The sequence below is a fragment of the bacterium genome (genome assembly GCA_022616075.1).
Lineage (GTDB): Bacteria > Acidobacteriota > HRBIN11 > JAKEFK01 > JAKEFK01 > JAKEFK01.
This window is the reverse complement of the sequence record JAKEFK010000263.1, coordinates 1-25,106: the sequence shown is the minus strand read 5'-3', so window position 1 is coordinate 25,106 and position 25,106 is coordinate 1. Positions and strand designations below refer to the sequence as shown.

Genomic DNA, 25,106 nt, shown 5'->3' with positions numbered 1-25,106 from the left:
TACTCATCACTGAATTAAGGAGTGCTGTTATAATCCACTTTCATGGAAAAACTGGTTGGTTCAAGCATAGGACCGTACGAGATTCTGGGTCCGATTGGGGCGGGTGGAATGGGAGAAGTCTATCGGGCGCGTGATCCGCGTCTCGAACGAAACGTCGCGTTGAAAATCGTTTCCGCGGAAGCAATCGGCGATCCGGAACGCCAACGCAGATTTGTTCAGGAAGCGCGCTCCGCAAGCGCTCTCAATCATCCGAACATTCTTTCTGTATACGACATTGGAACGCAAAGTGGAATGCAGTACATCGTATCCGAGCTGATAGAAGGAGAATCACTTCGCAAAATTCTGGAGAATGGTCCCGTGCCTCTGCGAAAGTACCTTGATATTGCCACGCAGACAGCAGCGGGGCTTGCCGCTGCGCATGAAGCAGGAATTGTTCATCGCGATTTGAAACCTGAAAATATCATGATCACGCGGGACAACCGCGTAAAGATTCTCGATTTTGGACTTGCAAAAAACGTGATTCCGCAAACCGGCGGTGAGGAAGAGCACACAAAATCAGCACTCATTACGGGCGCGGGAATGGTTCTAGGCACTGCTGCCTACATGAGTCCGGAGCAGGCGCGCGGAGAAGAAGTGGATTTTCGGTCCGATCAATTTTCCTTCGGATCGATTCTCTACGAAATGGCCGGCGGCAAAAAAGCGTTCCAGCGCGAAAGCATGGTTCAAACCCTTTCTGCGATTATCACGGATGAACCGGAACCCTTGGCTCCGCTTAACGCAAAATTGCCGGCGGCCCTTCGCTGGCAAATTGAACGCTGTCTGACGAAAGACAGAAGGGAGCGGTATGGAGCAACAATCGATCTCTATCATGAGCTTCGGGATTTCCGCGACCATCTTTCGGAAGGCTCCGCTGAGACAGGAATTCAATCGGCGGTTCCGCTTCAGCGAAATTTGCGCAGGCGACCTCTTCAAATAGCAATCCTTGCTGCAATTTTTGTCGTAGGAGTGCTGGCATCCTCTTTCTTCGCTCCAAAAAGCGGACCTGATGCCGCTCTTTATCGTTTCACTCCTGTGCAATCCTCTGCCATTGCTGGTGCCTGGTCGCCTGATGGAAAGTCGATCGCGTACGCAGGAGAAGTGAACGGCGTTACGCAAATCTTTACGCGAAGTCTGGAAGCATACGTTCCTGTTCAGCTGACGCAGTCAAAAACAAATTGCGTTGCGCCCTTCTGGTCCCCCGATGGCACGCGCATCTATTACCTAAGCTGGGGAAAAACGCACGGGTCACCATCGGATCTTTGGAGCGTAGGTATCGCAGGAGGTTCCCCAACCCTTTTGCACAAAGGAGTTTCTTCAGCGACTATCTCCCCTGATGGAAAGATATTATTTTCTCTGGCGCATTCAGAAAAAGGTTTATATCTCGTTGTATCCGTATCTTCCCCTGTTGGCGCGAAACCGAAGCCACTCAATGATGCCTCGCTCAATAGCCGAAGGATAGATGAAGGGAGCCTGTACTTCTCTCCCGATGGCAAAAGGGTTGGCGCCATACTTGGTATTGAGGGTAGCGGATTACAATTCTGGCTCATAGACCATCCGTCAGGCAAAGCCAAACAAATTCTCAAATCGAACCCGGGGTATATCGTCTTCATGAGTTGGATGCCAGATAGCCGGCGCGTTGTAGCAAGCGGTTCAGGACTCCGCGGCGGAATCCCTTCCACACCAAATCTCTGGTTGCTGGACACAGAAACTGAAAAGGCAACGAATCTGACAGCCGGCATTATGCAAGAGGTTTGGCCTGCTGTAGATCCGCAGGGGAAACGGATACTGTTCAGTTCCGCAGAAGGACAGCATGACATCGTAGATATACCGCTGGATGGAAGTCCGGTCCGGAACCTCATCACCACAAAACAGTCCGAGATGGCTCCTTCCTGGTCTCCTTCCGGCAAACATCTTATTTATGAATCGCGCAAGACCGGACCATCATTGATCTGGCTCAAAAGCGTCGAAGAAGGTTGGGAAAGGCCGGCGGTGAAACCGGATGATTTTGCAGATAAGGCAACAACATTCTTTTCTCGTCCCTCGTTTTCACCGGACGGTAAACGCATCGCTTTTCACCGAAACAGCACGACCGGTCGCACTCAAGCTTGGATTTCAACAGTTGCCGGCGGAACGCCGATTCAGATTTACAAGGAGGACCGCCAGCAATTCTGCCCCAGCTGGTCTGCCGATGGAAATTGGATTTATTATTTGTCTCAAAAAGAACGCTATGGAATTTCAAAAGTCCGTGTGGATGGAAGCGCCCCTCCGGTTGATCTAATCAAAGTGGATATGTACCATCCCCCTTACCCCTCTCCTGACGGCTCACTTGTTTGTTATCAAACAAGCGAAGGTCTTCACACCATAACCTCAGATGGAAAAAACCCGCAACGGGTATCTTCCGGAATCTGGTATGCAAATGGTTGGTCGAAAGATGGAATGAAAATTCTAGGCGTAAAACAATCAGAGGACCGGCATTTGCTGGTTGTGGAAGTGACTCTTGCCGACAAGAAAGAACGGATCATTTCCGATCTTGGTCCGGCTCCTTTGATTGTAACGAATACTCCGATGGTCGGGTTCAGTCTGTCGCCTGATGGAAAAAGTTTTGTGACTTCCTTGTTTCGCGCAAGCTCGGAACTCTGGATGCTGGAAAACTTCACCCAACCTTCAGGATTCTTTAAACGGTAACGAAAGAAGCTTCGACAACATTTCAGTCGTATTGTTTCGAAAGCGGAGATTCAAATCCCACAATTGAACAGCCCGTGGGAACTGATTCTCGACATGGAATGGCACATCAATTGCTCCTGGGACAAATCGAAGGAGTTCTATCCATGGAATCACTCTGGCGAAATTTGAAGCACGGTCTACGGATCCTCAGGAAAAAGCGAGGCGCGACACTTGTCATGATACTTTCCCTTGCTTTCGGCATTGGAGCAGCCACGGCAATTTTCAGCATTGTTCAAGGAATTCTTTTAAACCCTTTGCCGTACCACAAACCAGCGGAGCTGATTAACGTATGGGAAAGCAATCCATCACAGGGGATGGATCAGTTCAGTGCTTCTCCGCTGAATTACCTGGACTGGAAGAAGCACAATCAGGTATTTGAAAACATGGCGGCTTATGAATCGAGCAGTTTGACGCTCACCGGGATCGGCGAACCGGAGCGTCTCTCAGGAGCGGAAATAAGATCCGAGTTGATTCCCCTGCTTGGAGTTCCGCTCGTTCTTGGAAGAAATTTCACCGAAGAAGAAATGGTCCCTGGAAAAAGCAATGTAGCAATTCTCAGTTTCGGTTTGTGGAAGCGCCGTTTTGGTGGCGATCCGGACATTTTGGGCAGATTGATCCGCATTGACGGCCAGGAACACAAAGTTGTCGGTGTGTTGCCCCAAACCTTTTCGTTTCCATCGGAACAAACCGAGATTCTGTTGCCATTTGCGTTTGATGAGAGGGCATTGTCCAATCGTGGCGCCAAATGGCTGGGTGTGATCGCGCGATTAAGACCTGGCGTGAATCTCGGTCAAGCGCAAGAAAACATGAATGTGGTGGCAAGGAATCTTGAAGTGGCTTATCCGGATAAGAACAAAGGATGGGGTGTGCTACTGGGAAAGTTGGAGGAATCGGTTGTCGAAGAAGTTCGAAAGCCTGTCCTGATCCTTTTTGCAGCGGTGTGCGTCGTGTTATTCATCGCTTGCGCCAATGTTGCGGGCCTTTTGCTCGCAGGAAACGCAACAAGGCGGCAGGAGATGGCGATCCGGGCAGCACTGGGAGCAAAACGAAGACATCTATTGTCGCAGTTACTTACGGAAAGCGTTCTGCTCGGTTTGATCGGAGGATTTTTAGGTCTGCTTCTGGCGGTTTGGACCAAAGACTCACTTCTGTATTGGGCGGAAAAATTTCTTCCAAGAGTCAGTGAAATTGCTATCAATACTCAGGTGCTCGGATTTGCATTCATTGTTTCGGTTGCATCGGGGATTTTTTTTGGATTGCTTCCGGCATTGTTAATAACACGTCCGGAGTCCGCAATCCGCTCTCAAAGTCGCGGTTTCACGCAGGGCGGAGCCCGCAACACATTTGTGATCGCCGAAGTTGCTCTCGCTATCGTACTTTTAAGTGGCGCTGGTTTGCTGATCCGTTCTCTGCACAGCCTGGTGGACGTTTCACCAGGCTTCAATCCACAGAATGTTCTGCGATTCACAATACAAAACCCGGAAAGTCGATATCCTGAAAGGGCTCAGGTTGGCGTTTTTCATTTAGCGCTGTTGGAGCGCTTGAAAAACGTGCCGGGCATCAAAGATGCCGCAGCCGCCAGTTTGCTGCCATTAACTGGAGAAGATTGGTCATTTTCCATCGATATTAAGGGGCGTGAACTTCCGGAAGGAGATCAACCTTCCGTGGAATACCGTGTTGTCAGCGCAGGATATTTCCGCACGATGAAGATTCCAATCCGCGAAGGACGTTCCTTTACGGAGCAGGACAGACCCAATACTCAACCAGTCAGTGTGGTCAATGAAGCTTTCGCGCGTCGCTTTTTCCCGGATCAGAATCCGATTGGCCAGGAAGTTCGAATTGGCGATACGGTAAGGGAATTCAGACAAATAGTGGGAGTTTCAGGCAATGTAAAAGATTTCGGGCTGGGCTCCGATAGCATACCTGTGATCTATGTTGCTCTCTCGCAAAGACCACTTCGTTACATGAACTACGTTCTTCGGACAGCGGATGATCCGGAAAAAATAGCATCCATCGTTCGCCAGGTTGTGCATTCCATGGATCGTGACATGCCTGTCTTTGAACTGGGGACGATGGATCATGTTTTGTCAGACTCGATCAGCCGCAGGAAATTCATAACTTATCTGCTTGCGTTCTTTGCAGTGACTGCGTTGTCTCTCGCACTGCTGGGTCTTTACGGGCTTCTTTCGTATTCGGTAAGCAGCCGCACGCAGGAAATCGGTGTTCGGATGGCGATGGGAGCAGAAAAAATTCATGTTCTTCGTTTGATTCTCGACTCAGGCGTTCGCCTGGTGAGCGCCGGCATTCTGCTCGGTCTGGCGGGAGCCCTTGTTGCAACGAGAGTGTTGTCCAACATGCTGTTTGAGATTACGCCAACGGATCCAGTAACTCTTGCCGCGGTCGCATTTTTGCTGATGACGGTAGCTTTGTTAGCCATGTTTTTCCCCGCAAAACGCGCCGCTAACGTTGATCCGCTGGAAGCGCTTCGCTACGAATAAACAGAGCGCAGGCTTCTAGCCAGGGTTCTAACCTGCATTACGGACCGGGGCGTCTCGCCCGCAATATAGTAAAATAAACAGGTATGTCGACCACAACTTTGTTCATCATTGTAGGCGCCGCGATACTAATAGGTCTTTGGGTACTCTTTTCGATGGTGTCTAAGGACTAACGCGTACTTTTCGGAAAAAATGATTGGAGGAGGAGCCGCGCCGCGTTGCCGGCGATATTAGCAGGTCGCGAAGAATCGGTCATGACAGCGCGCACAATAGCGCCATCCACGAGCATCAGAAGCTGAACTCCCAGCAAGTTCGTGTGATTCCCGCCCACTGAGGAAAGAGTTTCTTCAATTGTGTCTAAAAGTCTTTGCTTGAATGCGACGGCCGCTTTTCGCGCGGGATGATTTCGCTCCCCTATTTCAGCGACTGTATTGATAAATGGACAGCCGCGAAAACCGGGAGTCTGAAACCATTCCTCAAGCACATCGAAGATTACAAGGATCCGCTCTTCAGAAGTTTTCGCTGTGGCGCCTCGGACCTGCACACGTTTCAAAAACCACGAGCTCCACTGCTGATGGATTTCTCCCAGGCAATTTGTCGCAAGTATGTCTTTTGAAGGGAAGTGTTTATAGAGTGTCATCTTGGTCACACCGGATCGCCTCACGATTTCGTCAACTCCCACACTATTGATGCCACGCCGGTAAAACAGCTTGCTTGCGGTGGATAGAATTTTCTCACGCGCGGTCTTCATCTGTTTCTCTTCTCTACGTTTGCCTGCAACATTTCCCGCCACTCAAAGTTTAGGGATGGGATAGCAAGAGCACGGTCAACAAGCGTTAGATTGAATCTGTCTTTGGATGCAAGAATCGCAAGCTCAGGAACGCTGATTTGCTGCGGATCGCGCGACACAAATTCGATTGAATCACCACTTTCCACAGTCCCTTCTTCCAAAACACGAAAATAAATCCCCCATCTTGCCGCCTTCATAAAGCGCTTTGGCATTTGATCATCACCGAATTTGATCCCGAGCTTGTAGCAGGGCAATCGTGGCTGCACAACTTGAAGAATCGCGGTGCCGGCCCTCAGCACATCGCCGATAAAAACGTTGCGTTCCTCCAGTCCCCCGGTTGTCAGGTTCTCACCAAATGCTCCGGGTGTCAGTGCGCGATTCAGCTCGGCCTGCCACCACAGATAATCCTCCAGCGCATAAGAATACACCGCTTTGTCCGGGCCTCCATGCACCGTCAGGTCGCTCTGTCGATCTCCTTCCACATTTGTTTTGCCAACCGCAACACGTCCGGTGACCGGGTCCTTAAAAATACTCGTTTCGATGGTCCGTCCTTTCCAGGAAACGGTTTTACCCATCGAACAGTTAACGGAAACAATTCGCATAGAAAGTGAAATTTTAGTCGTAGAGGCAGGGCTTGTCCCTGCCCGTTTAGACGCCCGTATTCTTGCGGGCAGGCACAAGGCCTGCCCTACCAGCCTTTGCATTACTCTGCCGATTTGATGACAGATTTTACTTTGGCAACCAGTTCGGGAGTGACCTCCTGGACGCCGTGCGCCTCCGCAGCGTGAACAGAAACCTTTTGCAACAACTCCTTTTCCGTCTCTGCTTCCGCTTCGAATTTGCACCCTGGCATTACATCTGCGCAGGCAATTTTCTGTTTTGACATGATCTGACCTCCAAATATGAAATAGGACTTGAGTATACAGACCAGTCTGTATACTTGTCAAGACGAAGTTATCGCTTTTGTAGCGCCGGCTAAAAGCCGGCGGACATCAATGCCGCCAGAATGGCGGCGCTCATCTTTCGAGCCGTCAAATGAGCGCCAGCCTCCAGGCTGGCATAAATGACCGCCGGCATTCTGCCGGCGCCGCCGGCTTCCAGCCGGCAAACTTCAAGAGCTGTTAAGGCTTGGCCGGCTGGAAGCCAGCGTTACAAGCCGCAAGTCTTATCCGCAATTGTTGCGCAAGCAGTGACACAGAGCCATCGTTGAGCCAGATGGCATGGTCGCCCGGAATCAGAATCGTCTCCAGTTTGCCTGTTACAAATCTACTCCATCCTCCCGTTAGGTCTTCCAGCTCACGCATTGGAATTCTAGTGGCCCGGAAAAAAGTAAGATTCCCCGCGTACGTGCCGCCGGCATAATCCTTCCCCAGTTGCATGTGCGTCTCCAGCAATTCCACAACGGGAGGTGGCAGCTGGGCGGTGTCATTCTTGATTTCCTTCTTTCGCTGCTGCAACAAGGATTTGGCGCGATTCACAACATAAGGCAGAATTTCGTTGTACGGAATGCTGCGCAGAACTTCAAGATGGCAGATCAGTTGACGAAACAGGCCGGGCGGTTGATAACCGATGTTACAACCTGGCGGATACTGATCGAAGATTCCGAGAAAACCTACCTCGGCTCCAACGGCTTCCAGTTGACGAGCCATTTCAAAGGCCACAAAAGCGCCAAAGGAGGCGCCACTCAGAAGATAGGGTCCGGAGGGCTGCACCGAACGAATCTCATTACAGTACTGCTCTGCCATCGCCTCAATGCTGCTGACTTCAGAATTCTTTCCGTTCAAACCGGCAGATTGCAATCCGAAAAACGGTTGATCCGGTCCCAGCAGTTGCGCAAGCCGCCGGAAATTCAGGACGCTTCCTCCGGCGCCGGGCACACAAAAGAACGGCAGACGTTTCCCTTGCGGCTGAAGCGCGATCAGAGAACCGGTGGCTGCCGGCGCCGCTCCTGCTTCTTTCTGGAGCAACGCCGCCAGAGTCCGAATCGTGGGAGCTTCTAATAACGTAGATATTGGAAAGTTCCGGCCGAATTTCCGTTCGATTTCCAGGAAAAGCAGAACAGCTTTCAGTGAATCTCCACCCAGATCAAAAAAGTTATCGTCAATTGTTCGAACGTTTCGTCGCAGCACTTTTCGCCAAAGTCCTATCAGCAATGCCTCCACCGGTTCTCTTACATCAGGAGCTGGTTCGGCGGTGGATGATTCAATCTGCGGAAGAGCGCGACGATCCAATTTTCCAGCGGGAGTCAGCGGCAAGCGATCAAGAAAAACAAAATGCGTGGGAACTGCATAGACCGGGAGCGATCGGAGTAAATGTTTTCGGATGGATTCGATCCCCAGCGAGTTCCCATCTTCACTCACCAGATACGCGACCAGGCAATTATCTCCGGCAGCGTCTTCCCGCACATCGGCTGCAACTGATGAGATTCCTTCATATCCGGAGAAGGCCTGTTCTACTTCCTGCAAATGTACTCCGAGTCCTCTGATTTTCACGCGAAAATCTTTGCGTCCTAAATGTTCCAGACAACCATCAGCGCTTTTTCTTCCCAGATCACCCGTGAAGTAGCTGATTTCACCATTGATCGAGTTTGAACGGAATCCATTTTCTGTCCGTGGACGCCAGTAGCCGGGTGATAAATTCCGGCTCCTGACAACAATCTCCCCGATTTCTCCCGGCTCTGTTTCTTCTCCCGATTCGTCAACAACCAGAACCTCCAAGCCATCGACCGGGTACCCGGCAGGAACTTTGTTCCCTTTCAATTCTGTATCCTGATTCAAAAAATACTGCGCAAAATTGCCTGTTTCGGTTGTAGAAAGCGCGTTGGCAAAAGAGACATCTTTCTTGAAATAGGCCCTGAACAGATCGAAGTCTGTTTTTAAAACAGGTTCACTCCCCAATCGCACAAGACGAACTTCAGGAAAATCGGGGGTTCCGGAAATGCTTCGTATAAAGTAGCGAAAGAGAGTGGTTGCGGCGATCAGAACGGTAACTTCCCCGGCCTGCATCCACTGCAGAAGTTTTTCCATTCCACCTTCCTGTAGATTGCAACAGTAGAGCGTTCCACCGTTCAACAGAGTGCTGAAGGCTGTAGCGATTCCCTGACCTGTGGCGCAGGAAGCCAGGAGTGGGATTCGATCCTGAAAAGACAAATGAAAGCCATTTGTATATGCCATCACATTTCGTAGAAAGCTCCGGTGCGTTTGAATCACGCCTTTCGGTTGACCGGTGGAGCCTGATGTATAGAGAAGCATTGCGGCTTCAGCCAGTAGGGGCAGGCCTTGTGCCTGCCCTTGACGGGCGACCACAAGGGTCGCCCCTACGGAACCGGGCTGTACGATCCAGGACGGCGCACAGTGATCGAGACGCGCGACCCTTTTTGTTTCCGGCTGCGATGTTTCTATGGGAACCGCGACACAGCCTGCTTTCCATATTCCAAGAAGCGAAACCAGAGTGTGAAGGTCATTCTGAAGCATCAAAGCAATTCGTTCATTCGCCAACGCGCCGAGCGATAAAATGGAACGCGCAAAATCATCGGCCATCGCATTGAGATCGGAATAACAAATTTCATCCTCATTCCCGCGAATTGCGACGCGATCAGGATACTTCTCAACGGTTTGTTCAAAAAGAAATGAGATGGTGTAGTTGAGATTTTCAATTTCAAACGGCCCGAACGGATTCTTCAACTGGAGACGGGTCATGTCCGCCAGGTCTCCCCCACTCTTTCCAACCATTGTGCTTTGCGCAGCGATTCATCATGGGGACGATCTCCACCAGTGATGTTTACCAGAACTGTATCTTGCCAGTTTAGCTTTCCGGTACGCGCAAGTTTAATCACGCCGGCAAGGGCCGTGGATGCCGAAAAGCATGCAGAAATGTCTTCCAGATCTTCCAGCATTTTTCTGGCCTCGCGGATTTGTTGTTCCGAAACGGCGGTGATCTTGCCGTTGCTTTCCATGACAATTCTCCGTATACACGGATACGCGCGCGTTGGATCTCCGCGAAGGATGGCTTCGGCTATGCCTGTGGGATTGTGGACAACATCGCTCTTGCGAATCACGGGAGAGCCATCTTCGAAGGCTCGTACCATCGGCGCACAGGTTTCCTGCTGCACGCAAAGCAAACTTGGCAGACGTGAAATCTTGCCCATGCGGTAGAGTTCATTGGCTCCTTTATAGGCGCCATACACACCCATTCCGCTAGAAACAGCCTGGACATACCAGTCGATCGGGTGTGGCACCTGCTCCGTGGCTTCCAGAAAAGCGAGCTTCAATCCTTCTCTGCGGCCGGGATTAAAAAAGCCCCGCTCAGACGTTACACCATTCTCTTTTGCAAACTCTGCAGCGTACTGAAATGCATCGACAAAACTCGCGCGACGTAAAACAAAGGGAAGCACCTGATCGCTTGGTTCGTAGTTGACGCGGCTCCAAAAATCTTCAGCCGTGAAAAGAAACATCTTCATCCCCGAATGGCGTGTGATCTCGTGCGCATAGGATGAGGAGCTGTTTCCAGTTGATGATGTGCAAAAAGAGCGCACTCCGGATTCACAGAGAAAAGCCAGGGATACAATCGCCATTCGATCTTTTGTGGTACGCGTGGGAAGAACCGTTTCGTTCTTCAAATACAATCTGGGCATCCCAAGCGCCGCGCCCAGTTCCATCGCATGCTTACACGGTGTGTATTCCATGGAACGAGGCAGCAATGACTCCGGATTTTCAATGGGTAACAGATCGAAAAAGCGTTCCAGCGGGTTGAAAGAATCGTAGAGAACGGCCTGTTTCAGATCATACTCAACATCCACCATTCCGCCGCACTCACAAAAAGGTGTGAATGTGCGCGGAAAGAGTCGAGCACAGGCAGTGCAACGGCGCACCAAGCGCCCAGATTTAGGCAGAACTTTCATGGCACTTGGCCATCCCCCTTCTAACTCCCCCTTTCACGCGGGAGGTAGTCCTATACACTCTCGCTTAGCTTTGCACCTCTGACAATACCAATTCATCCACTGCTTTGGCAAGAGTCGCGCACAGGATATTCGCGCGCGGAACCACGGCGCAAATAGAATCGCTGGAAACTTTTTCAGTGATCCAGCGGAGCCCCTCATCGACGGAAGACACCGGAAGCATGCCCATTTTCTGAACAATCTCTGCCGGCAAATTGCTGAAAAGAGCGACATTACATTTTTTAAGAAGTCTACGCAGCAGCAACGTATTATGCGCCGTAAGGTTGTATCCTGTTCGCGCTCTGCTTTGCAATTCTTCATCGTTTTGGATTTGCGCCCATTCGAGAAATCCCGGATGGATTCCCGAACTGCATTGGGCGATCCACAAAATGGCGCCGCCCGGTCGCAAGATGTCCTGAATGTTCAAAACCGCTTTCAACGATTGCATGAAATTACCATCGTAAGGCGCGCCACCCGCAGACGTAATGGCTGCATCAACCGGTTGGTCGATTGCAAGTCGCAGGAGTTCGCCAGCGTGTTTGCAACCGAGTTGATGTGCAGCTTCGAGATCTCCCGAATACACTCCCACCATTTCCTCCAGCGCATTCAGGACTGTATTCAAAGAGAAGTTTGCGCCAACCATTCTCGCTCCTTCTACCATATCCAGATGAACAGGGTTCCGTTCCAGGGAGCAACACGCAACAGCAGGATGAATCCCTCGAACAGGATCCAGAGTGAGCTTATGATTGGCTGCAATCGTGGAAAAACCGGCAACTCCCGGGATCAATGCTTTTCGGCCACCACTAAAACCAGCAAAATAGTGCGGCACAATGCGGCCCGTTGCAATTTTCACATCCGCTTCAAGAATGCGGCGATTGATGTGAACAGGCGTGCCAAAACTTGTTGTCCCCAGAAACTCGAGATCTTTTTCATTTCTTGGATCATGTCCACTGATTCGCACGCGACGGATGATTTCATCACCAAGCAGCGCCCCAATGTCTTTTTGCAGGTGTTGATCGTGAGTGCCGTCGGCGAGAATCACTTCAATCTTGCGGTCTTCGATTCCACCTTCGTTCAACTCCCTAATCAGTGCGGGAACATAATGGCAGGCGCCCGCGATACGCGCTTTGCCCGGGATCAGAATCGCAGCAGATTGTTTTCCGCGCGCAATTTCCTTTAGACGCGGTGATTCAACCGGATGAGCCAATGAGGCAGCGATCGCGGTTGAGGGAGTTTGCGGAGAAGCATCGGAAGGAAGAAGCGTTATGCAGCGAAGCTTTTCCGGCAGGGTGAATGTAATTTCACTCTCACCATACCGTAAGACAAAACTGCGGCTCACATTTTTAGTTTACTCTAAACTTTACTTCCGGCGCATCCAGACGACCAGACCTGGCAGGCGGGCCTCGGGAACGCGTCCATCATACGCATCGAGGAATGTGTCAGCAATCCGTTCAATAGTGAAACTTCGACCCAGCACCTTTTCCACGCGCGCCCGATTGTGCTCGCGTTCTGTCTCAAGTGCTTGATCAGTGACCTGTCCGTCGCGAAAGGCTTTCACAAAAAGCAAAAAACAGGACCCTGAAGAGGACGCGCGCGCAACGTTTCGAGCGTAGGCTGGGAGATCCTGATTGGGAATTTGATGGAAACAACCACGATCAATCAGATTCGTGAAACTACCGCCCCGCCAGGTTGGAACAGCAGTGCAGATGTCATGTTGCTGAAATTCAAGTTGATCAGGAGACTCTCCAAAAAGATTTCTAGCGCGATCAATAGCACGCTGCGCGATATCGATGCCAAGCGCCGGAAATTTGCGTTCGACAAGCCACGCAACGACGTCACCCTGTCCGCAGCCGATGTCCAGAGTGGGCATCCCGGGCAGAAACCATCCCTCTTCAACCGCCGCCACAATCTCCGGCGAAATACCACGGCCAAACCAGGGCGGCGCGTAATCGTCACGACTCCATGCCTCCTCCCAGTAGCGTCTGCTGCGGCGGCGCCTCCACCATGCTATCGCGCCACGTAATCCCCTGGGCTCATCGATTGTCATAAGAAAAGAGAACACCAACAATCTTCCATCCATCCTGGCCTTCCACAAGATGCAGGCCAAGTTTTCCCGGATGGTCAACGCCCTCATCAATAAAAATGAAGTCCGCGGTCACACGGGCGATTCGTTTTCCTTCTAAAATCTGAACGTTTTGCAAACGCTCTCTGATCGATTTACGTTTTTCAAAATAGTTTTTCTGGCGTTCTAAAAACTCTTCCAGGTTGCGCACGTTGATTCCACCATCGTCAGTAGGAAAAAAATCGTGACGGAAGGATGGAACAATGTTTTCCATTGATCGAGAGTGTCCTTCTGATACAAACCGATGTAGTCCTTCAGGACTTTGTCGAGTGACTCGCGAGACCCCGCGAAAAGGGGCGAGCTCGTAAGCATTATCAGAACAACAAAAATTCCACGAACTATCAAATTCATATTTTGCTCCTACTGACGAACACCAAACGGCGCTTTTGCAAGCATCACATAAGAATCTTCGCGCATGAGCCGAAGCTCATATTCACCGGGAGTTAGCGGTTCCAACAATACTTTCTTGTCCAACAACGTTGATCCTTCAACGGCAGCCCCCGTGTAGACAAAAGCGATATAACCACGGTACAGGTCGGGATCATTCGCGCGATAAACGCCTATCCAATCATTTTTCATTCCTGGAGCGTTGCGCCAGGACACTTTGATTTCCTCTCCCGGCTTGTAAGCTGACTTTTCGATTCGCAATTCCGGAACCGCATCTTTCGCGAGAATATGAAACATCGTTCTTGCGAGTTCCTTAGTGTGCGCGTCAAGAAGAACTGCATCGTACTTGCCGGGCGAAATGCCGGCGGAACCGAACTTGATGGACGGACGAGTTGAGATCACATCGGGACCTGTCGCCGCAACGACAACATCTTTCTCAGGTGCTCCACGATGAGGAACAACAACGACGGACCAATCCCCAAAATCAGGCGTCTGAAAACGGACCAGAAAATCGCTGCCCTGAACGAATGAAGGCCTATCCACGGAGATCAATGCAGGCGCGGGCGCCGGTACAACTCGAAACGTCGATACAACCGCACGGTGATCCGAAGGATAGGGATCCACGGCAATGTCTACTGCCGGATTTTTAACTTCTCCGATAATCTTGCTTTCTACAGCGGACGTCTTGCCGCCGCTCCAGATCATGTCGATTCGATGATGGAGCTCACTCGATTTCACCCATGGATGAGGATACCCGGGTGTCCAGGTAAGCCCCGGTTTTTGCGCTGCGTCCGGATGGACCTCCCGGTACGAATCGCGCAGACCTGCATCTGCAATTGATTTCGTTACCGGCCATTCGAATGCTTCCTTCGTCCAATCCTGATGAGAAGGTGTATTAAAATCACCCGCAAAAAAAACAGGAATGTTACGCGCGATCAAATCACCAAGTGCCTTCACATATGGTTGGACCTCCGGTAAACGTACTCTCCGTTCTGTTGCCAGCACTTCTTGCGGAGTCCTTCCTTCGTGTAACAAATCAGGTCCGGAAGGATTGCTTGTCAGATGCACGTTTGCGAACGCAACAATACGGTCTGGACGCACAAGCACAAAGGTATAAGGCGCTTTTTGATCGTCAGTGTCGGGATCAAAGAGAGGATATCGGGAAATAATGTTTCGTTTTTCATCTACGAAGGAAAAGCCCGCCGCTTCTGCGAGTTGCCTGAGATTGCCGTCCGGTTCCTGGACACCAATCAGATCAGGATCCGCGGCTCGAATTACTCCTGCAGTCTGTGCGAAACTGACCTGTTCGCCGCCATACCAGATATTGAAGGTCATTACCCGTATTTCGATTTCGTCAGCTGGTGCGAAGAAGAAAAAGAAGAGAAGAAGAATCATCTTCCTAATGAAAACACAGATGAAAGGGATTTCTACGGAGAATGTGGTGCGGACGACTGAAGCTGTGAAAAAATCAAACTCATGCATGGAATGCGGTGGCGGACGACTTGTCCGCAAAACGAAGGATCGTGCACTATAATCGTTGGGGGGGTGAGTCGCCCGCACCGCAATGCAAGTACAGAATAGATCCGTCCTGTTTTTGTTAGTACTCTTATCGGCTGTTTCCGCAGCAGCATGGATCCTGTACTACAAAACAACGCAGAAATACCATCGTGGCAATCTTTTTGAACTTCTAGAATTAGCACGCAAGGCTGAAGCAATCCATCCCGAATCAGGCAAACAACGTAAGGAGAAGCTTCAGAAGGGATGGGTCCGAGTAGCGGTTCTTAATAAAGACACCGAGGTCTGGAAGACAGGTATAAACTTTGCTGCGTCCCCCGTTCCAAAACTGTTTTCCGAAAACTTGGATTTAATTCATCAAAATGATGTCTTCCAAAGAGATACACCTCCCGGACGCTGGACCTGGAATCGAAACAGGATTTGGGTCACGATTTCAGCCGGTGAAAATCCCACTTCTCGAAATTACAGCATTGAATACAAACCGGATCCGAATGCAAAGCTTAGCCCATTACGGGAAAATCTGAAGCAAATCGATTTCCTGGATCCATTGACAACCAGTTCCCGCATGATATCCCTGTTTAAAACACGACATTCGATTTTTCCTTGCAGCGGTGACGGCAGAATGAGAGTCCAGGATGGATCGAATAAAGTAGAGTATGCATCCGGACTTCTCCTTGATCCGAACATCTCGTCAGGATGGAGTTATGTGGAACCTGCACGTTTCAGTCTGCTCAAAACCAGCAAGAACAATCCATTTAAGATGTACGGCAGAACAGAGGTCTACACAAATGCCCGATATTACACCGCAGGAATGGTCCGCTGGAAATTTACGGCAGCCGGATATCTTGCCGGACACGAACTGCCACGGTTGGTCATTTCGATAGACAACAAGAAAATAGGAACGGTAAAACCCAAAAGCCGGGAGTATCAATCCTATTTTGTGCAAACATTTCTCAATGAAGGATTTCACAATCTCCACGCGCAGTTTGTGAACGATTACTACGACGAAAAACGAAAACTGGATCGAAATGTCCTGCTTTCGCACGTGGATGTGGAGTATCTTCCCCTTGTTTTGATAGCTTCACCATCGCGCTCCGGTTCCGATCGCAACTATCAGATTGAATATTGCACACTGGATAGGACGGAACCCTTCGTTGAGCTGGCAGATCCGAACGGATACGTGCGTGAATCGTTGCTCTTCCCGGCGGATTCACAAATTGCCTTTCGAGTCCGGCTTCCGCAACGGCCGCGCCTTAGCTTTGGCATCCATTCTTTGTTCGGTAAGAATCCTGACTTATCCATGCAATTCAGAGTGACCGCAAAGCCGCTGGTTGGATCAACCAGAGAATTGTTTTCGCACAAAGTAACAAGTCAGAACAACTGGCTGGAGCAGTCTATTGATTTAAGCGAATTCTCCAGCAGATTCGTTGAACTAAGTTTCGAAGCATCGAGCAATTCCGGAACGTTCGCAGATGCACAATCGATTGCGGTAAGTAATCCGATTATTTTTTCTGAAGAAGTAGTTCCACCAAAACAGATTCAACACATTTTTATTGTCTCCGCAGATGCGCTCAGGGCAGATCATCTGGGCTGCTACGGCTACGCGCGGCCAACCAGTCCGGACATAGATCTCTTTTCCAAAGATGCTGTGATCTTTGAAAACGCGATCAGTCCCGGGGCGGCTACCATGCCCTCAACCGCGTCCCTTTTCACGTCAGTTTATCCTTCCACGCACAAGTGCGACTACAACACTTCCAGATTACCGGCTCAATTTCTGACGTTGCCTGAAGTCCTGGATAACAATGGTTATCTGACAGCAGGTTTTGTACAAAATGAATTCCTGAACCCGCCGCACGGACTGGCCGATGGTTTTCGGTGGTATCGATACGACACCTTTCCGATGCAATCAGGAAAACGTTTGAATCCAGTTCTGGAATGGATTCAAAATATGCGTCAGTTCCCCAAGTTTGTTTTCTTTCATATGCTTCATCCTCATTCGCCGTATGTCCCACCCCCGGAAATTGCTCAGATTTTTAATGTCACTCATAGCCCACTGGCCTCTTCCAATCAAAAGTTGGTAGAAGTGGATGCGAAGCGGATCATTCTTCCACCGCCAGAACGCGATCATCTGATGCTTCTTTACGATGCAGAAATTCGCCGCCTGGATACATTATTTGCGAGTTTTATCCAACATTTGAAACAACTGAAGATCTATGAGGAGGCACTCATCATTTTCATTTCAGATCATGGTGAAGCGTTTCAGGAACATGGCCGGCTCGGGCACGGAAGCAACCTTTATCAAGAAATGATCCGTGTTCCGCTGTTGATCAAGCTTCCTTCCAGGTATAACGCGCGAGGAATCAAGATTCGTCAGAACGTGCAAACCATGGATCTGATGCCGACCCTGCTTGAATTGTCAGGCATCCCGATACCTGATTCCCTTCAGGGAAAGAGTCTGATGCCGCTGATCAAAAACTCGGGAAAAGAGGAAAACGAGCGGACAGTCTTCAGTGAGGTTCTCAGCGGTAAGCAGCTGTGTGCCATCCAAGGAGATTACAAATACATCCACTACGGCGCTGCAAAAAGAGAGGAGTTGTACGACATCAGAGTCGATCCAGGCGAGACTCAAAACCTATTCGAAAAAAGATTGGATCTGCTCGAAATGTTCCGGAAAGAACGCGATGCCTTTTTCCATAGAGCATCCGAATGGCGAAAAAAACACATTCAAACCGAAGGAGAACACATCGTTCTGGATGAACAGCAGACGGAAGAATTGAAAGCACTGGGCTACATTCAAGAGTGAGTGGTTTTGAAGTCGTTGTTACGTGAACCGCCAAGAACGCCAAGAAAAATCTCTAATTTCTAGAATCTTGGCGCCTTGGCGTCTTGGCGGTTTATCCTAATCCAGAAGTTGGCGAATGGTCGCTAGCAGCGTTTTAGCGGGAACAGGTTTTTGAAGGAAGTAAGCGCCAGCTTCCAGTCTTCCGCTTTCAAAAAAAGTTTCATCGGCATAACCGGACATATACAGCACTTTCATAGTGGGCCATTTAGCAGTCAAGTCGGCGGCGAGTTGTCTGCCATTCATGTTCGGCATAACAACATCGGTGATCAAAAGATGAATCTCTCCGTCAAAATTTCCAGCAACCTGCAACGCTTCCGGTCCGTCGCCTGCTTGCAGCACATCATAACCATAGAGGGATAGAGCAGCGCCCACAGCAGCACGAACGGTATCGTTGTCATCCACAAGCAGAAGTACTTCGTGTCCATGCAAGGGCTCCACACCTCGCGCGGCGACTTTACTTTCCTTCGCAACCGGATCGACGTTCCGCGGAAAATAAATCTCAAAAGAAGTTCCCTTTGCCTGTTCGCTGGAAACAACGATAAAACCAGCCATCTGATGAACGATTCCATAAACAGTAGCCAGACCGAGTCCGGTACCTTTCCCCAACTCTTTCGTGCTATAAAACGGTTCGAAGATTCGAGACTTCGTTGCTTCATCCATCCCACAACCTGTGTCGGCTATTTTCAAAAGCACATAACGTCCCGGTTTGGAGCCAAGATGTTGTTCCGCAACCTGCGCAGAAAGTTCCGTGTCTTGCGTTTCGACTGTAAGAACGCCTCCACTGCTCATTGCATCCTTTGCATTCACCACCAGATTCATGATCACCTGTTCGATCTGACCGGGATCTCCGAGAATCCGGCTCGGGTCCGAATGCAATTCCAAAATCAGACTAATATTCTCACCCAGCATCCGGTCGATCATCCGGTCCATGTTTGTGATCAGCAGATCCAGTTCAATAGGCACAAGCGCGACCACCTGTTTCCGGCTGAATGCAAGCAGCTGGCGTGTCAGTCCCGCGCCCCGCTCCGTTGCCTTCTTTATCTCCTTCATGTATTCCATCAGCAATTCATCATTGCCATACTTGAGATCAATCAGCTCGCAATAACCGGTGATGGCCATGAGAAGATTGTTGAAATCATGAGCGACGCCGCCGGCGAGTCTTCCGACTGTTTCGATTTTCTGGGCCTGCAGGAGTTGTTGTTGCAGCAATTTCAAATTCGTGATGTCACGCATAACGCCGCGATACGCAATCACAGCGCCTTTCTCATTCATTATCGCGGAAGCCGTTTCCAGGACCGTAATCTTGTGTCCATCTTTTCGTTTCAAGTGCAGCTCATAATCCTTAAGAAAGCCCTGCGCCTGTATTGCCTCCTTGTAAGCAACTCGTTCAGCCGGATCCTGGAAAAGCTCCGCTGCGTTGACTTGCAACATTTCTTTGCGAGAAGAATACCCAAATAGTTCAACTCCTGCGGGATTGATGTCGATCAATTTTCCTTCTGTTGTGCTGATAAAGATCGGATCCTTTGATGTTTCAAACAACGTTCGATATTTTTCCTCCGATTCGCGCAGTGCTTCTTCCGCGCGTTTCCGGTCCTCTTCTGTGTTCTTGCGCTTCAGCGCGGCTGCAATATGCTGGGAAACGAAAGTGAGCAGGTCCATATCTTTTTCAGTAAAACGGCTACTTTCCGTGTAGCTTTGCACCACAACCACTCCGATTGTTTGCTCTTCGCTGATCAAAGGAACGCCTAACCAATCCAGGGAATAAGCTCCCACCAGTTCCACATCACCGCTCTTCTGAAATTCATCCCAGTCTTCAGCTGTGGAGAAAAGCGGCTTGCCTTCGCGGATCACATAAGCGGTGAGTCCCCGTTCGGCCCTGACCGGATCCGGGGCGACCGGATCAACTTCATCGACCCAGTAAGGAAAAGAAATCAGTTTCGTCTGCGCATCATATAGGGCAATGTAAAAATTGCCGGCGTACATCAATTCACCAACGATCGAGTGAATGGTTTTGTATAGTTGCTGCATATCCTGTGCGGAGTTGGCGGCTTCTGAGATGCGATAGAGGGCCGACTGCAGGATTTCGGACCGCTTCCCCTCTGTCAGATCAATCATTGCGCCGATGATGCGAATGGCTTTTCCGTTTTCATCGTAGAGAACATAACCTCGATCCAGAACATTTGCATAAGTTCCATTTGCTCTGCGGTAACGGTATTCGGAGGTCCAAAAATCCTTTTGCGCATCAATGGTAAACGCAATTCCGCGAACAACCCGATCTGCATCTTCCGGATGAATCCTTCCGGACCACTGCGAACGATCTCCGGAGCCTTCAGGATGGCCAAAGAGCCTTTGAACACCGTCACTCGACCAAACCTGATTTGTGATCAGATCCCAATCCCAAATCGCATCTTTTGTGGCTTTTGATATCAATTGGAAGCGTTCTTCAGATTCACGAAGCGATTCCTCCGTCTTTTTTCGGTGTTCGATTTCCATTTGCAGTCGCTCGGTGATTGCTTCGAGGTTCATTACAGATTCGGGACTATCCTCAAGAATACTGAGCGCAGATTCCACGCGATTCCTGCCTGAAGACTTCGCCCTGTAAAGCGCCTGGTCCGCAAGCTCGATCAATAACTGCGGATCGAATTTACCCGATTTTGTAACAGCGACGCCTACGCTTGCAGTCACCGTGGTCTCGTGGCCTGCAAAGCTGAACTTCGTTCGAGCAAGCTGCTCGCGCATTCTTTCGGCAACCGCCAGAACCTTGGAAGAATCGCAACCGGGCAAGAGGATCAGAAATTCTTCTCCACCGTAGCGGCCAAGCACATCATATGTTCTGAGACTCTTTAACATGGTCTGAACCGCGCGTTTCAGTACCGTATCTCCTGCAAGATGTCCGAATGTGTCGTTCACTTTTTTGAAATGATCCAGATCGACCATCGCTAAGCCCAGATAGGCGTGGTTACGCTTCGAGCGTTCCAGCTCCTTTTTCAGTGACTGAATGATGGACTCACGGTTACAAACATGAGTCAGCGGATCCATCGCCGCTTTTGCGGTCAGCGCCTGTTCCAATTCAATAACTCGCTGAGCGGCGCGAAGCCTGGCCTCAAGTACTTTTTCTTCAAATGGTTTTGTAAGACAATCGTTTGCTCCCGCTTCCATTGCTTCCAGCAGATTGCTTTCCCGGTTCTCTGATGTGATGGCAAGTACGAAAACATTGCCAGGCGCAAATTTGCGGATTTTCTTCACAAGACCAAAACCGTGGCGACAATCGACGATTGCAATTTGGGGAGCTCCCTCTTCGCGCAACGCTCGATACACCGCATCCACATTGTTTGCTGCAATCACCTCGTAGCCCCATCGCGTCAGACCTGCGCTGATGGACTGACTCAATTCAGGATCGTCTTCAAATACGAGTGCCTTCATGTGCGTGGATTGTCTTTATTATATCGGAGCGCACGCTATCGAGCGCAGGCTGAGGTTGTTGAAAAATCCAAAAGTTGGTTCTTCTAGTGGGAGCACGGGCATCTTTGCCCGCAAATAGCTCGTCGCGCTAACAGGTTTTTGCGGACTAGAAGTCCGCGCTCCAACTGATTTTTCAACAACCTCGGCCTCCAGCCTGCATTACAGGCCGCAGGCTTCCAGCCTGCTAATATAGCAGTTTGGAGATTTAGAAAAGGGGGTCGCTTATGAAAATTGCAATCGGCGCAGATAACTATGGATATCAGTTAAAAGAAGCTGTGAAGAACTTCTTGCTCGAGAACAATATTGAAGTGGAGGATTATGGCATAACCGATCCTGAAGGTGAAACCCCGTATTATCAGATTGCCGATACCGTTGCGACTGAAATTGCCGCGGGTCAGTTTCAAAAAGGAATCTTAATTTGCGGAACAGGCATGGGCATGGCAATCATTGCAAACAAGCATCCCGGCGTGTATGCGGCCGTCTGTGAAAATCCGGTTGCGGCGGAGAGATCCCGTTCTATCAACGATTCAAACGTTCTAACCATGGGCGGAATGGTGACCACTCCTGCTGCAGCAAAGGAGATTGTGAACACGTGGCTGAAAACGGAATTCACGCAGGGATGGGAAAAACCGATTGTGGACTGGCTTCACAATTCCAAAAAAGACATTGATCGAATCGAACAAGACCATTTCAAGAAATAGGGTTTGTAACGCCCGCGAGACTGTCCGAAAAGTCCGGAGTTGGCGGGTTCTAGTGGGAGCGCGGGCATCCTGCCCGCGAAGACTGTTTGGGCGCACAGATTCTTGCGGACTGGAAGTCCGCGCTCCAGCTGACTTTTCGGACAGTCTCTCGGTCATTCGAGTGTTACGCAGGAGGATGAGACAATGCAAATCGTATTCTTGATTGTTTTGATAGCGTGCTGCGCTTCTGTGCAGGGAGAAGAAACAAAGGAACGTGCCGTCGTTTTCATGGACAGCGAAGCAATTCCCTGGCAGCCTGTCGAAGGAGTCGCCGGAGCGAAATGGAAACCCCTCCGCACGGATCCTGTCAATGGAACGGTCACGGCTCTGGTCCAGTTTCCTGCAAATGCGACTGAGGATCCGCATCATCACACACATGGACACATGATTTACATTGTTGATGGGGCCAAGACTGTTGAAAACCTGACTGCAGGAAAGGAGTTCACATTATCAGAAGGAATGTATCTCTATACACCGGCCGGCGATGTTCATCAAATTCGCTACCTGACAAGATGCACGTTTCTTTTTGTGACGGACGGCCCGTTCGATATGATATGGGACAAGAAGGATAAATGAGGGAATCGCACTGGTCTTACTCTCACGGTACATCGGAAGTTCAGTTGCTCGGATCAACGATTGGAGACCTGCTGGACCGGATAACCGAACAGTACCCTGAGAATGAAGCCGTTGTATCGAAGCATCAAAACATACGACTGACTTACAGAGAACTGCGAGATGCATTCGACCGGTTTGCCCGCGGACTCATGTCGTGCGGTATTGCAAAAGGGGATCGGGTCGGCATCTGGTCGACCAACAACGTTGAATGGATCATCACGCAGTTTGCCACTGCCAAAATCGGCGCGATTCTTGTCAACATCAATCCGGCTTATCGCGTCTCCGAATTGGAATACGCGCTTCGCCAATCGGGATGCTCCACACTAATTATTGCCTCACCTTTCAAAACTTCGAACTACGGTGAAATGCTTCAAGAAGTTTGTCCGGAGCTGGTGCGATGTGAAACCGGCCGGCTTCAATCCGGGCGCTTACCTGAATTGCGGACGGTGATCGGTCTCGGTGAACACCCACCCGCATGGAGCTTCAGCTGGAAAAATGTTCTGGACAAGGCTGAAACGGTATCCTCCGATGAACTGAAAAAACGCCAGGCGCAACTGGATTTTGATGATCCGATCAATATCCAGTACACTTCCGGCACAACCGGTTTTCCAAAAGGAGCGACGCTCTGTCACCATTCGATTCTGAACAACGGTTTCTTCATCGGAGAACGAATGCGTTTTACCGATCAAGACCGTCTTTGCATCCCTGTTCCTTTTTATCATTGTTTCGGTATGGTGCTGGGGAATCTCGCGTGCGTAACGCATGGAGCAACGATGGTATTGCCCTCCGAAACGTTTGATCCGGTGCAAACGCTGAAAGCGGTTTCCGAAGAGCGTTGCACGGCGCTTCATGGCGTTCCTACAATGTTTGTTGCCGAACTTGCGGTTCCCGAGTTCGACAGCTACGACCTTTCCAGTCTGCGAACTGGAATTATGGCAGGCGCACCTTGCCCGATTGAAATCATGAAGCAAGTGAAGACGCGGATGCACATGAGTGAAATTACCATTGCCTATGGCATGACCGAAACTTCCCCCGTTTCCTGCCAGACGGAACCGGGCGATCCGATCGAAAAACAGGTGTCCACTGTGGGTCGCGCGCATCCACATGTAGAATGCAAGATCGTTGATCCTTCCACCGGAGCCACCGTGCCCCGTAGAGTAACCGGAGAATTTCTATCGCGTGGATATATTTTGATGCTTGGTTACTGGAATAACCCCGAAGCAACCGCCTCATCCATTGATAGCGCGCGATGGATGCACACGGGTGATCTGGCCGTAATGGATGAAGAAGGATACATCCGGATTGTGGGCCGTTCCAAAGACTTGATCATCCGCGGAGGAGAAAATATTTATCCAAGAGAGGTCGAAGAATTCTTATACTCGCATCCAAAGATAAAGGATGTGCAGGTCATTGGAGTGCCGGACGATGTTTACGGAGAAGAAGTGATGGCATGGGTTGTATTGAAAGAATTCGTAGAAGCAACGCCGCAGGAATTGCGCGCGTTTTGCAGCGGTAAGATCACCCATTTCAAGATACCAAGATACTGGCGATTCACTGATTCTTTCCCTATGACGGTTACAGGGAAAATCCAGAAATATAAAATGCGGGAGATCTCGTGTGAGGAGATACGATCAAAATTGATTGAAAAAACAAAGTAAACAAAGTAGCGCGCGCCTCCGGCCCGCGACGCGGACGAGACGTCCGCGCTACATTGATTAAAATGATACAGTCGATTGATCTTGGCAAATTCCGGCTCTTTCCGCTGGTAGACGGCTACTTCCGGCTGGATGGCGGCTCGCTTTTTGGCATCGTTCCAAAAACGATTTGGGGACGTTCGTGGACCGTTGATGAACGGAATCGCGTACGCCTTGCGGTTCGCCCGCTCTTGATTGATACCGGCTCGCAATGGATTCTGATCGATACGGGAAATGGCGATAAATTTGACGAAAAGTATAAAGACATCTACGGAATCGAGGGTCCCCCTTCCTTGAGTGAGCAAATCCATGAAGTGGGAATTTCCGAATCGGATATTCGTGTGGTGATCAATTCACACCTTCATTGGGATCATGCCGGCGGTAACACCACCAAAGATCGGGACATGGGAGAATGGATTCCAGCGTTTCCGAATGCGCGATACGTTGTGCAGCGTGGTGAATACGATTTTGCTACTCACTTGAATGAACGAACCAGGGGAAGTTATCGAATCGATGATTACGTCGCGCTGGAACGGCACGGCGTGTTTGATTTTGCTGAGGGGGATGCGACGGTTCAACCTGGCGTGAAAGTGGTTCGATCAGGTGGGCATTCTCCCTATCATCAATGCGTGTTGCTGGAATCCGGAGGCGGAAAAGCTTTCTTTCTGGGAGATCTCGTTTCCAGCACAGCTAACCTTTCCTTTCCTTTTATCTCGGCTTTTGATCTAGAGCCGCTGCAAACGCT

The 25,106-nt window shown here is 50.1% G+C and carries 17 protein-coding genes; 7 read left to right on the top strand and 10 right to left on the bottom strand.

Annotated elements, in window-relative coordinates; translation table 11 throughout:
- The first annotated feature begins 42 nt into the window (after positions 1-42).
- Positions 43-2,724 (top strand): serine/threonine-protein kinase, encoded by a 2,682-nt coding sequence (locus L0156_21750; GenBank protein MCI0605619.1) that lies wholly within the window; start codon positions 43-45, stop codon positions 2,722-2,724.
- A 143-nt stretch (positions 2,725-2,867) separates the two neighbouring features.
- Complete coding sequence (locus tag L0156_21745; GenBank protein MCI0605618.1) at positions 2,868-5,261, top strand: ABC transporter permease; 2,394 nt, start codon at positions 2,868-2,870, stop codon at positions 5,259-5,261.
- A 166-nt stretch (positions 5,262-5,427) separates the two neighbouring features.
- Here the strand turns inward: L0156_21745 and L0156_21740 are convergent, their stop codons facing one another.
- The 9 genes from L0156_21740 to L0156_21700 all read right to left on the bottom strand — a co-directional run bounded on the left by L0156_21740 (position 5,428) and on the right by L0156_21700 (position 14,888).
- Complete coding sequence (locus L0156_21740) at positions 5,428-6,009, bottom strand: TetR/AcrR family transcriptional regulator (protein ID MCI0605617.1); 582 nt, start codon at positions 6,007-6,009, stop codon at positions 5,428-5,430.
- Entirely contained in the window at positions 6,006-6,623 is a 618-nt protein-coding gene (locus tag L0156_21735; protein MCI0605616.1) for an MOSC domain-containing protein, read from the bottom strand. The genes L0156_21740 and L0156_21735 overlap by 4 nt, the downstream gene beginning before the upstream one ends.
- Positions 6,624-6,751: 128 nt before the next feature.
- Positions 6,752-6,934: a DUF1059 domain-containing protein gene (locus L0156_21730; GenBank protein ID MCI0605615.1), complete on the bottom strand. Its 183-nt coding sequence runs from the start codon at positions 6,932-6,934 to the stop codon at positions 6,752-6,754.
- Positions 6,935-7,169: 235 nt separating this feature from the next.
- The gene (locus L0156_21725; GenBank protein MCI0605614.1) at positions 7,170-9,779 is read right to left on the bottom strand and encodes a non-ribosomal peptide synthetase; all 2,610 of its coding nucleotides are present in this window, start codon (positions 9,777-9,779) and stop codon (positions 7,170-7,172) included.
- A complete protein-coding gene (locus L0156_21720; protein ID MCI0605613.1) occupies positions 9,743-10,849 on the bottom strand; it encodes a pyridoxal-phosphate dependent enzyme in 1,107 nt (368 codons plus the stop codon). The genes L0156_21725 and L0156_21720 overlap by 37 nt, the downstream gene beginning before the upstream one ends.
- A 163-nt stretch (positions 10,850-11,012) precedes the next feature.
- Positions 11,013-12,323, bottom strand: a complete 1,311-nt coding sequence (gene larA / locus L0156_21715; GenBank protein ID MCI0605612.1) for a nickel-dependent lactate racemase — start codon at positions 12,321-12,323, stop codon at positions 11,013-11,015.
- Between the two features lie 21 nt (positions 12,324-12,344).
- Positions 12,345-13,064: a class I SAM-dependent methyltransferase gene (locus tag L0156_21710; protein MCI0605611.1), complete on the bottom strand. Its 720-nt coding sequence runs from the start codon at positions 13,062-13,064 to the stop codon at positions 12,345-12,347.
- Positions 13,018-13,320, bottom strand: coding sequence for a nuclear transport factor 2 family protein (locus L0156_21705; GenBank protein ID MCI0605610.1), 303 nt, complete (start codon positions 13,318-13,320; stop codon positions 13,018-13,020). The genes L0156_21710 and L0156_21705 overlap by 47 nt, the downstream gene beginning before the upstream one ends.
- 146 nt (positions 13,321-13,466) lie before the next feature.
- Positions 13,467-14,888, bottom strand: coding sequence for an endonuclease/exonuclease/phosphatase family protein (locus tag L0156_21700; protein ID MCI0605609.1), 1,422 nt, complete (start codon positions 14,886-14,888; stop codon positions 13,467-13,469).
- Positions 14,889-15,057: 169 nt separating this feature from the next.
- Here L0156_21700 and L0156_21695 point away from each other — a divergent pair, with 169 nt between their 5' ends.
- Complete coding sequence (locus L0156_21695) at positions 15,058-17,811, top strand: sulfatase-like hydrolase/transferase (GenBank protein MCI0605608.1); 2,754 nt, start codon at positions 15,058-15,060, stop codon at positions 17,809-17,811.
- Positions 17,812-17,907: 96 nt separating this feature from the next.
- Here L0156_21695 and L0156_21690 read toward each other — a convergent pair whose 3' ends face one another.
- Positions 17,908-21,273 carry a diguanylate cyclase gene (locus L0156_21690; GenBank protein MCI0605607.1) on the bottom strand — a complete coding sequence of 1,122 codons (3,366 nt, stop codon included), beginning with the start codon at positions 21,271-21,273 and terminating at the stop codon, positions 17,908-17,910.
- A gap of 263 nt (positions 21,274-21,536) precedes the next feature.
- On the opposite strand from L0156_21690, the gene L0156_21685 reads away from it, so the two are divergent.
- The 4 genes from L0156_21685 to L0156_21670 all read left to right on the top strand — a co-directional run.
- The gene (locus L0156_21685; protein MCI0605606.1) at positions 21,537-22,013 is read left to right on the top strand and encodes an RpiB/LacA/LacB family sugar-phosphate isomerase; all 477 of its coding nucleotides are present in this window, start codon (positions 21,537-21,539) and stop codon (positions 22,011-22,013) included.
- Between the two features lie 183 nt (positions 22,014-22,196).
- Positions 22,197-22,628, top strand: a complete 432-nt coding sequence (locus tag L0156_21680; GenBank protein ID MCI0605605.1) for a DUF4437 domain-containing protein — start codon at positions 22,197-22,199, stop codon at positions 22,626-22,628.
- The gene (locus tag L0156_21675) at positions 22,625-24,325 is read left to right on the top strand and encodes an AMP-binding protein (GenBank protein MCI0605604.1); all 1,701 of its coding nucleotides are present in this window, start codon (positions 22,625-22,627) and stop codon (positions 24,323-24,325) included. The genes L0156_21680 and L0156_21675 overlap by 4 nt, the downstream gene beginning before the upstream one ends.
- A gap of 62 nt (positions 24,326-24,387) precedes the next feature.
- The coding region (locus L0156_21670; protein MCI0605603.1) for an MBL fold metallo-hydrolase at positions 24,388-25,106 on the top strand (719 nt) is incomplete at its 3' end.

Coding starts and splice junctions, on each gene's coding strand:
- L0156_21750 (MCI0605619.1), top strand. CDS start 43: ATGGAAAAACTGGTTGGTTCAAGCATAGGACCGTACGAGATTCTGGGT.
- L0156_21745 (MCI0605618.1), top strand. CDS start 2,868: ATGGAATCACTCTGGCGAAATTTGAAGCACGGTCTACGGATCCTCAGG.
- L0156_21740 (MCI0605617.1), bottom strand. CDS start 6,009: ATGAAGACCGCGCGTGAGAAAATTCTATCCACCGCAAGCAAGCTGTTT.
- L0156_21735 (MCI0605616.1), bottom strand. CDS start 6,623: ATGGGTAAAACCGTTTCCTGGAAAGGACGGACCATCGAAACGAGTATT.
- L0156_21730 (MCI0605615.1), bottom strand. CDS start 6,934: ATGTCAAAACAGAAAATTGCCTGCGCAGATGTAATGCCAGGGTGCAAA.
- L0156_21725 (MCI0605614.1), bottom strand. CDS start 9,779: ATGGTTGGAAAGAGTGGGGGAGACCTGGCGGACATGACCCGTCTCCAG.
- L0156_21720 (MCI0605613.1), bottom strand. CDS start 10,849: ATGGTGGATGTTGAGTATGATCTGAAACAGGCCGTTCTCTACGATTCT.
- L0156_21710 (MCI0605611.1), bottom strand. CDS start 13,064: ATGGATGGAAGATTGTTGGTGTTCTCTTTTCTTATGACAATCGATGAG.
- L0156_21705 (MCI0605610.1), bottom strand. CDS start 13,320: ATGGAAAACATTGTTCCATCCTTCCGTCACGATTTTTTTCCTACTGAC.
- L0156_21700 (MCI0605609.1), bottom strand. CDS start 14,888: ATGATTCTTCTTCTCTTCTTTTTCTTCTTCGCACCAGCTGACGAAATC.
- L0156_21695 (MCI0605608.1), top strand. CDS start 15,058: ATGCAAGTACAGAATAGATCCGTCCTGTTTTTGTTAGTACTCTTATCG.
- L0156_21690 (MCI0605607.1), bottom strand. CDS start 21,273: ATGAAGGCACTCGTATTTGAAGACGATCCTGAATTGAGTCAGTCCATC.
- L0156_21685 (MCI0605606.1), top strand. CDS start 21,537: ATGAAAATTGCAATCGGCGCAGATAACTATGGATATCAGTTAAAAGAA.
- L0156_21680 (MCI0605605.1), top strand. CDS start 22,197: ATGCAAATCGTATTCTTGATTGTTTTGATAGCGTGCTGCGCTTCTGTG.
- L0156_21675 (MCI0605604.1), top strand. CDS start 22,625: ATGAGGGAATCGCACTGGTCTTACTCTCACGGTACATCGGAAGTTCAG.